Raw genomic sequence first — 8,626 nt, forward strand, 5'->3', positions numbered from 1 at the left:
GCAGGACCACCAGCCTACCGCCGCCCCAGCAAGCTCTTCATCCGGTTGCGCAGCAGGCGCGCCATGTTGCGGGTTTCGCGATAGAGGTGAAGCTGCGACGCCGCCTGGCGGGCGAGGCGGTCGGCGTCCGGCGTCAGGCCGATGACCAGCGTGCCGATCGGCCGGCGCTCCGTCCATAGCCGGCTCATCACCGGGTGGTCGGGCACGGCGCAGGAATCGGTCATCATGATGTTGGGATCGTCGAGGTGCTGCCTGGTCACCTCGATCATCAGCAGCGTGCCCGGCGAATAGGCGGCGAGCGTCTCGTCATAGGCCGTCTTCCAGGTGTAGGCGACGCCGGCTTCGACAAAGACGATCAGGCTGGCGATGGTGCGGTCGTCGAGCGTCAGCGAATGGATGCGGCACAGATCCTGCTCGGCCAGCCGGTGCACGGCCTCGCGGGCGAAGGCGGCGCGGTAGCGGTCGACGGCCATGGCGGTGCGCTCGCGGCCTTTCCAGCCTGCTGCTTCCAGTGTCAGGAACCGTTCAATGGCATGGCGGATATTTTCCGGTCCGCGCGCCACCAGGTGCTCCAGCCGGCCGAGATCGGCGAGGCGCCGCTTCAGGCGGCGGAACTCGCGATAATGGTGCGAGCGCAGCGAGGCCTTCAGATAGTCCTCGCCGTCGATCTCGCTTTCGAGCATCGGGCGTTCGGCCTTGCCGGTGGTGACCAGCGTCAGGCCACGCGTCTCGGCGACGGTGGCCAGCAGGCTGGCCACCGGGCCGTCGAGCCGGATGTCGGGCAGAACCAAGACTTTCGGCAGCTTGAGATGCGGCCGCGACAGCATCGAGAAGAAATCCTCGACGACGCCGACGGGATCGTCACGGTCGACCAGCGGCGTGCCGATCGGGCCGAACGGGCTCGACCATGTGCGCATGACCCGCACGCCGAGCGGCACCGCCGGCCGCTCCACCGAGAACGGCACCAGCAGGCGCAGCCGGTTGCGGTATTCGTCGCCGTCGCGGATGACCGCCAGCCGCACCTCGCGGTCTTCCAGCCTTGGCATAGCGGGCGCCAGGAAGCGCGGGTTGAAGAAGACGTTGGGCTCGATGGTGCGGGTGCAGAGATAGTCGAGTTCCTCGACCAGATCGAAGCCGGCGGAAGCCGGGTAGATCGCCAGTTTGCGCTCGGGCCGGTCGTTGGCCAAGAGCTCGATATGGGCGGGGTCGGCTTCGCGGACGAGCCCGGCGAGGCCGGACACCATGGCGCCGGCCGGGCCGCCGCTGGTTTCCTCGAGCAACGGGATGGCAGCCATCATGCGGCTCCTTCGGCGGCTGCGAAAATGGCCATGACGATGCCGAGCCTGCGCCACACCGTGAAGGACAGCGCGCCGGCCTCGAAGATCATCGCAAAGGCAGTCGCCATCGCCGCGCCCCACAGGCCGAAAAGCGGAATCAGCACCAGATTGAGGCCGATGTTGAAGGCCAGCGTCATGGCGTAGACTGCGGCGCAGATGTTCTGGTTGCCGCTCATGGTGAGCAGGCTTTCGCAGGGGCCGACCGCGGCGCGGGCGACGACGCCGAAGACCAGCAGGAACAACAGGGGATAGCCGGCAACGAATTCAGGCCCGAACAGGCTCAGCATCGGCTCGCCCAGCACCAGCACCAGCAGCGCCATCAACAGCGACGGCCAGAAGGTCCACGACACCGTTTCGCGGGCGAAGGCGGCGAGCTTTTCCGGCTCGCCATGGGTGAATTGCGCGTAGCGCTGGGCGACGCCCGCCTTGACCGCGAAATAGACGAAATGCACCAGCGCCAGCGTTTTCACCGTGGCGAAATAGATGGCGACGTCGTTGGGGGCCATATAGGCGCCGACCATCAGCACGTCGGCATTGGTGAGCAGGAAGAAAAAGCCTTCGACCAGGATGATCGGCAGCGACACCAGGAACCACTGCGCGAAATGCACCTTCTTCGGCCCGGCCGGGATATTCCTGTCCATGCGCGCGGTGACGCCGATGAGCTGAGCGAGCGTGGTGGCATAGGCGGCGGCGATCGAGGCGAAGATCGCGGTCGGGGCGTCGGGCGCAAAGCCGACCAGAAGCATCAGCGCCATGAGCGCCAGGATCAGCACCGGCCGCACCAGGTAGGTCGGCGCCAGCGCAAACAGCGCCCATGAGTTGGCCCGCGCCAGCCCCTGCAGCAGATCGGACATGGCGATCATCGGCATGCAGATGAGGCCGAGAATGAACGGCACGACATAGTAGTTTTCGATAAAGGGCGAGAGCAGCCAGACGCCGAGCGCGCCGAAGCCGGCGATCGCCGTCGAGGCAACCAGCACGAACAGGCGGCTGGTCAGCACGATGCCGCGCAATTCGGCCAGCATGTTGCGCTCGCGATATTCGGGAATGAAGCGGATGACCGAAGTGTGGAAGCCGAGGCAGGCGAGGTTGCCGACGATGACCATCGTCACCCAGACGAGGACAAAAATGCCGTATTCGAACGAGCCCATCCAGCGCGCCATCAGCACCTGGCTGACGAAGGCGATGACGGCGCCGACGATGCGGATGGAGAAGGCGATGAGCGACATGCGGCCGGCTTCGCCGCGCTCGTCGGCGGTGAACAGCACGGCATCGATGCGGCCAAGCAGCGGCTTTACGCGCAGCGCAAGGCGCTGCGGCAGGAACCGCCCGGCTGTCGTCGCCGCGGAAAAGCGCACCCACTACTCTCCGTTTTCCGCCTCTTTTTCAGCGTTTGGGTGTAGCGAGAACACATTAAGAAACGGTTGGGTGGGTGGTGGGGGCGCGGTCACGCGCATTGGTCACACTGGTGGCATGGCGAATGGCGGGCGGAAGCCGGTGCAGTTGACGTTGCCGCTCTGGCGGCACGAGAAGCGAAAGAAAAACCGGGAGGCGGTTAGCCCCCCGGCAATTAGGTTGATCGGAAGGCGAAGCGGCTATCGCCGCCGACGCCTATCTATCGGCTACGGAAATGGCCGCAGACCGACTCGGTGCGACCAAAGCGGAAGCGCAGGTAGGGGTTCACCCAGACCATGACATCACCTCTTTCAGGCGAGGGCCTTGAAAAGAGGTGATAGAAGTGCGATTCTCTCAGCTGGAAAAGGGAGAGGACCGCAGAGGCTACCACCTCTTTCCGGTTGCTTGACCACCACGAAGGCCGACTTCCGTTAGCGCGGGGTCGGCCTTCTTCGTTTAGTCACACTCGGTTGGCCAGTGGTCGCGGCGCCGAGGCTAAACAGGTCTGAGCAAAGTCACTCCTTCCGACGATTCGTTTGAACCTACGTTATCGGAGTTAAAATTAATTGCAAGCGCCCGTTATGCGGATATCTAGATAAAAGTTGATTTACGCCGTAGTCTGCGTTAAAAGTCTGAAACGCGCGGCCTGCCACGCGCCCAACAAGGAGGACCTTAGCCATGGCCCGCGTACGCAGCCCAAACTATCCCGCAATGAGCCTTCCTGCCGCGCTAGATCGGGTTCGGACCGTTCATATAGCGGAAGGACGTAACGCAGCCTCAAGGGAGGCCATCGCAAAAGCCTTGGGGTTTGGAGGGTTGAACGGTGCGTCCGCGACCATGCTCTCGGCCCTTGGAAAATATGGGCTTATAGAGGCTGTTGGTGAGGGAGAAGCGAAGATCACCGACCTCGCAATGAGTATCTTATTCCCCCATGATCCGGAGGAAAAACAGCGTGCTCTTGAGCAGTCTGCGTTTCGTCCGGTGTTGTTCGCTAAGCTGCGGGAGAAGTGGCCGGAACGACCGCCTAGCGATGACACCTTGAGGTCCTACTTACACCGTGAGGGCTTCTCGTCGTCTGCGGTAGACCAAGTTATCCAATTTTATCGTGAAACGTTAGAAATTGCCAACCCTCGGCAGGCCGGGCATGATTCGCCTTCTAGGACACCCCCACCCAAGGAGGATCAGATGACCCAACAGACCGTGCCGCAGATGGTATCGCCGCCGCCACCAGCAATGATGGCCGGAAAGCCCTTTACGATTGGCTTTGATGGAACCATGCTAACCGGTACCATTGCCATCACCTCGGTTCGAGACATCGACCGGCTGATGAGTGTTCTTCGCGCGCAGAAGGCCGCGTTCGAGGCGATGCAAGAATTTGCAGATGACGATGTCGCAGACGCGGTGAATGGGGACGATGACGAAACCTATCCCTAAGGCAGCAAAACCCCAGGTAGACAAATTCCGTGAAGCCGCCCGCGGACTGGAACCCGACCAGTCAGAGGAGGCCTTTGACCGCGTCTTGAAGAAGGTGGTGAAGTCAGCTCAGCCAAAGGACGACAAGAAACCGCCGCAGCCTAAGAAGGCCTAGCCATTTCCCTACGGCTGGGTAGCGCTTGAAGGATATGCGGTATTATGATGCCGTGTGGTAATGAAATACCGCAGCAGAATGCCATCACTTGCCGCGCGGAAAGTACTTCCGATGTTGAACCAGTTTGGGCCGCCGGGACAGCGCCCCCCTCTGACCTGCCGGCCATCTCCCCCACGGGTGGGGAGATTGGCTACTCGCTAACGTCTCTGCCGCCCCTCATCCGCCCTTCGGGCACCTTCGCCGTGAACGGGGAGAAGCAAAGGCGCGCCTTACGCAAACGCCCCGTGGCAATGCTTGTACTTCTTCCCTGAACCACACGGGCAGGCCTCGTTGCGGCCGACCTTGCCCCAGGTGGCGGGGTTGTTCGGGTCGCGGTTTTCTGGGGCGACGATGGCGTTGGTCTCCTGGCGAACCAGAAGCCCGGTCTCGCCGCCGTTGAAATCGTCCTCGCCGGTGGTGCCGTCGAGATGGCTGCCGAACATGTCGGGCGCCTCGGGCGGCGGCGCTTCGGCGGCCTGGCGGACCAGCTCGACGCGCATCAGCTGTGCGGTGACGGCCTGGCGCAGATTGCCCAGCATCGCCTGGAACAGCTCGAACGCCTCGCCCTTGTATTCCTGCAGCGGGTCGCGCTGCGCATAGCCGCGGAACCCGACGACCGAGCGCAGATGGTCGAGATTGACGATGTGCTCGCGCCACAGATGGTCGAGCGTCTGCAGCACCACCGAGCGCTCGACATAGGTCATCACGTCGGGGCCGAAGCGCTCGGCGCGCTCCTTGGCGGCAGTCTCGGCGGCCTGGCTGATGCGCTCGCGGATGTCGTCCTCGGCAATGCCCTCTTCCTTGACCCAGTCCTCGATCGGCAGGTCGAGATTGAGAAATTCGGCGACCTCGGCCTTGAGGCCGGCGACGTTCCACTGCTCGGCATAGGCGTTTTCGGGAATGGCCTTGGCGACGATCTCCTCGATGACGCCCTCGCGCATCTCGGCGATGGTCTCGGACAGGCCTTCACCGTCCATCAGCTCAAGACGCTGCTCGAACACCACCTTGCGCTGGTCGTTCGAGACGTCGTCATATTTCAGCAGGTTCTTGCGGATGTCGAAGTTGCGCGCCTCGACCTTCTTCTGCGCTTTTTCCAGCGCCTTGTTGATCCAGGGGTGGATGATCGCCTCGTCTTCCTTGAGGCCAAGCTTCTGCAGCATGCCGTCCATGCGCTCGGAGCCGAAGATGCGCATCAGATCGTCCTGCAGCGACAGGAAGAACTTTGAGCGGCCGGGATCGCCCTGGCGGCCTGAACGACCCCTGAGCTGGTTGTCGATGCGGCGCGACTCATGGCGTTCGGTGGCGAGCACGTAGAGGCCGCCGGCGGCGAGCGCCTTTTCCTTCAGCCGGGCGACGTCGTCGCGGATTGCCTTTTCCCTGGCTTCGCGCTCGGGGCCGGCCGGCATGTCGCCAAGCTCCTCGGCGATGCGCATGTCAGCATTGCCGCCGAGCTGGATATCGGTGCCGCGGCCGGCCATGTTGGTGGCAATGGTGATGGCGCCGGGTTTTCCCGCCTGGGCGACGATCGCCGCCTCGCGCTCGTGGTGGCGGGCGTTCAGCACCTCGAAATCCGTAAAACCTTCCTTGCGCAGACGCGCGGCCAGCAGCTCGGATTTCTCGATCGAGGTGGTGCCGACCAAGGTCGGCTGGCCCTTGGCGCGGGCTTCCTTGATCTCCTTGACGATCGCCTTGTATTTCTCCTCGACGGTCCGGTAGACCTCGTCGTCCTCGTCGATGCGGATCACCGGCAGATTGGTCGGGATCTCGGTGACGTCGAGATTGTAGATGTTGGCGAATTCCTCGGCCTCGGTCAGCGCCGTGCCGGTCATGCCGGCGAGCTTCTTGTAGAGGCGGAAATAGTTCTGGAAGGTGACGGAGGCGAGCGTCTGGTTCTCCGGCTGGATCGCCACGTGCTCCTTGGCTTCGAGCGCCTGGTGCAGGCCTTCCGAATAGCGGCGGCCGGGCATCATGCGGCCGGTGAACTCGTCGATGATGACGATCTCGCCGTTGCGCACGATATAGTCCTTGTCCTTCTGGAACAGCTGATGCGCCTTCAGCGCATTGTTGACGTGGTGGACGATGGCGACGTTCTCCACGTCGTAGAGCGACTCGCCCTTGAGCAGGTCGGCGTCGCGCAAAAGGTTTTCCAGCTTCTCGGTGCCCTCCTCGGTGAAGATCGAGGTCTTCTGCTTCTCGTCGATCTCGTAGTCGGCCGGCTCGAGCTTCAGCATGAAGGCATCGATGGTGTTGTACATTTCCGAGCGGTCCTCGAGCGGACCGGAAATGATCAGCGGCGTGCGCGCCTCGTCGACCAGGATGGAATCGACCTCGTCGACGATTGCGTAGCTGTGGCCGCGCTGCACCATCTGGGCGCGCTCGAATTTCATGTTATCGCGCAGGTAGTCGAAGCCGAGCTCGTTGTTGGTGGCGTAGGTGACGTCGGCGGCATAGGCGGCGGCGCGTTCCTCGTCGGACAGGCCATGGACGATGACGCCGACGGTAAGGCCGAGGAACTTATAGACGCGGCCCATCCATTCGGAGTCGCGCGTGGCAAGATAGTCGTTGACGGTGACGACATGGACGCCCTTGCCGGCGAGCGCGTTGAGATAGACGGGCAGCGTGGCGACCAGCGTCTTGCCCTCGCCGGTGCGCATCTCGGCGATGCCGCCATTGTGCAGCACCATGCCGCCGATCAGCTGCACGTCGAACGGGCGCATGCCGAGCACGCGGCGCGCCGCCTCGCGCACGGTGGCGAAAGCCGGTACTAGCAGATCATCGAGGGAGGCGCCGTTGGCGACGTCCTGGCGGAATTTTTCCGTGCGGGCCGTCAGCTCGGCGTCGGAGAGCGCCCGCATCTCGTTTTCCATGGCGTTGATCGCTTCGACGCGCGGACGGGTCGACTTGACCCGGCGATCGTTGGAGGAGCCGAAAACCTTACGGGCGAGACCGCCAAAACTGACCATTCAATGGTCCTTTCGATAGCATTCCAAGTCGTTGCGACGGGTGCCGGCGGCCCGATCAAATCCACGTGAAACGCGGACAAACGCAAAAAGCGCCCGGAAAACGGTTCTGGACGCAAAGTCGTTGGACAGATAAGACGGGGCTCAATCGATGTCAACGGCGCGCTGGCCCTGTCGACCGTGCCAAATTCCGCCACAAACCGGCTGGTCTGGATGCCATCCGGCTCTAGCTATCCCCTATTGGAGTTAATTGTATGTCCTCATTGTTCCGCCGCGCGTCGCTCGCCAGCCTCGGCCTGGCATTCGGGCTGTCGGCTTTGTCGCTGTCGCCACTGATGGCGCAGGACACCGCGCCTGCCCAGCCAGCCCCGGCCCAGCCGGCTCCCGCCCAGCCGGCAGCACCTGTCGATCCGAACGCCGTGGTCGCCACGATCAACGGCCAGACGCTGACCGAGGCAGACCTTGCGCTTGCCGAAGGCGAGCTGTCGCAGCAGTTCGCGCAGATGCCGCCCGAACAGCGCCGCGCCGCAGCACTTTCGGCAGCGATCGAGATCAAGGTCATGGCCGCCCAGGCGGTCACCACCGGCCTCGACAAGGATCCCGACTTCCAGCGCCGCATGGCATTCCTGCAGCAGCGCGCCCTGCATGGCGAAATGGTCGAGAAGGATGTCGTCGGCAAGGTCACGGATGCCGAAATTCGCGCCCGCTACGACCAGGAAATCGCCAACACGCCGCCGACCAACGAGGTGCATGCCCGTCACATCCTCGTGAAGTCGAAGGAAGAGGCCGACGCGATCATCAAGCAGCTCGACGGCGGCGCCGATTTCCAGAAGCTCGCCAACGAGCACACCAGCGATCCGAGCGGCAAGACCAGCGGCGGCGATCTCGGCTGGTTCGGACCCGGCCAGATGGTGCCGGAGTTCGACAAGGCGGTCTTCGCGCTGGCGGTCGGCAAATACACCGAGCAGCCGGTGCAGTCGCAGTTCGGCTGGCACGTCATCCAGGTCGAGGACAAGCGCGCCAAGCAGCCGCCGGCCTTCGACCAGGTCAAGGATCAGGCCCGTCAGGCGGTCATCCGTGACAAGTACATCGCGCTGGTCAAGTCGCTGCGCGCCGAGGCCAAGGTCGAGATTCCGGACGAGAAGCTGAAGAAGACGGTCGACGCGCTGGAAGGCGCCAAGTAGGCGCGCCATCGGTGAGGCTGCCGATCTCCCCCCTTTCGGGCAGGGCTATCGCAGGTGGGAAGCCGAGGCTTTCGCTCTACGATGTACCCCCACCCCTAACCCCTCCCCACAAGGGGGAGGGAG

Annotated in this window: 5 protein-coding genes; 2 read left to right on the forward strand and 3 right to left on the reverse strand. The window is 63.4% G+C overall.

The window, feature by feature from the left end; genetic code table 11:
• Positions 1 to 14 precede the first annotated feature (14 nt).
• Positions 15 to 1,295: a GNAT family N-acetyltransferase gene (locus NKH36_RS22735; protein WP_352962035.1), complete on the reverse strand. Its 1,281-nt coding sequence runs from the start codon at positions 1,293 to 1,295 to the stop codon at positions 15 to 17.
• Positions 1,295 to 2,695, reverse strand: a complete 1,401-nt coding sequence (locus NKH36_RS22740; protein ID WP_352962038.1) for a lipopolysaccharide biosynthesis protein — start codon at positions 2,693 to 2,695, stop codon at positions 1,295 to 1,297. The genes NKH36_RS22735 and NKH36_RS22740 overlap by 1 nt, the downstream gene beginning before the upstream one ends.
• Before the next feature lie 715 nt (positions 2,696 to 3,410).
• Here NKH36_RS22740 and NKH36_RS22745 point away from each other — a divergent pair.
• A complete protein-coding gene (locus NKH36_RS22745; RefSeq protein WP_352962041.1) occupies positions 3,411 to 4,166 on the forward strand; it encodes a hypothetical protein in 756 nt (251 codons plus the stop codon).
• A gap of 423 nt (positions 4,167 to 4,589) precedes the next feature.
• On the opposite strand, the gene secA is transcribed toward NKH36_RS22745, so the two are convergent.
• Complete coding sequence (gene secA, locus NKH36_RS22750) at positions 4,590 to 7,322, reverse strand: preprotein translocase subunit SecA (protein ID WP_352962044.1); 2,733 nt, start codon at positions 7,320 to 7,322, stop codon at positions 4,590 to 4,592.
• 251 nt (positions 7,323 to 7,573) lie between these two features.
• On the opposite strand from secA, the gene NKH36_RS22755 reads away from it, so the two are divergent.
• Entirely contained in the window at positions 7,574 to 8,503 is a 930-nt protein-coding gene (locus tag NKH36_RS22755; RefSeq protein ID WP_352962047.1) for a peptidylprolyl isomerase, read from the forward strand.
• Positions 8,504 to 8,626 lie beyond the last annotated feature (123 nt).

This window comes from Mesorhizobium sp. M1312, from assembly GCF_040318115.1.
Taxonomy (GTDB): Bacteria; Pseudomonadota; Alphaproteobacteria; order Rhizobiales; family Rhizobiaceae; genus Mesorhizobium.

Bases quoted from the DNA above. Each gene is read 5' to 3' on its own strand.
- NKH36_RS22735 (WP_352962035.1), bottom strand. From the start codon at position 1,295: ATGGCTGCCATCCCGTTGCTCGAGGAAACCAGCGGCGGCCCGGCCGGC.
- NKH36_RS22745 (WP_352962041.1), top strand. From the start codon at position 3,411: ATGGCCCGCGTACGCAGCCCAAACTATCCCGCAATGAGCCTTCCTGCC.
- secA (WP_352962044.1), bottom strand. From the start codon at position 7,322: ATGGTCAGTTTTGGCGGTCTCGCCCGTAAGGTTTTCGGCTCCTCCAAC.
- NKH36_RS22755 (WP_352962047.1), top strand. From the start codon at position 7,574: ATGTCCTCATTGTTCCGCCGCGCGTCGCTCGCCAGCCTCGGCCTGGCA.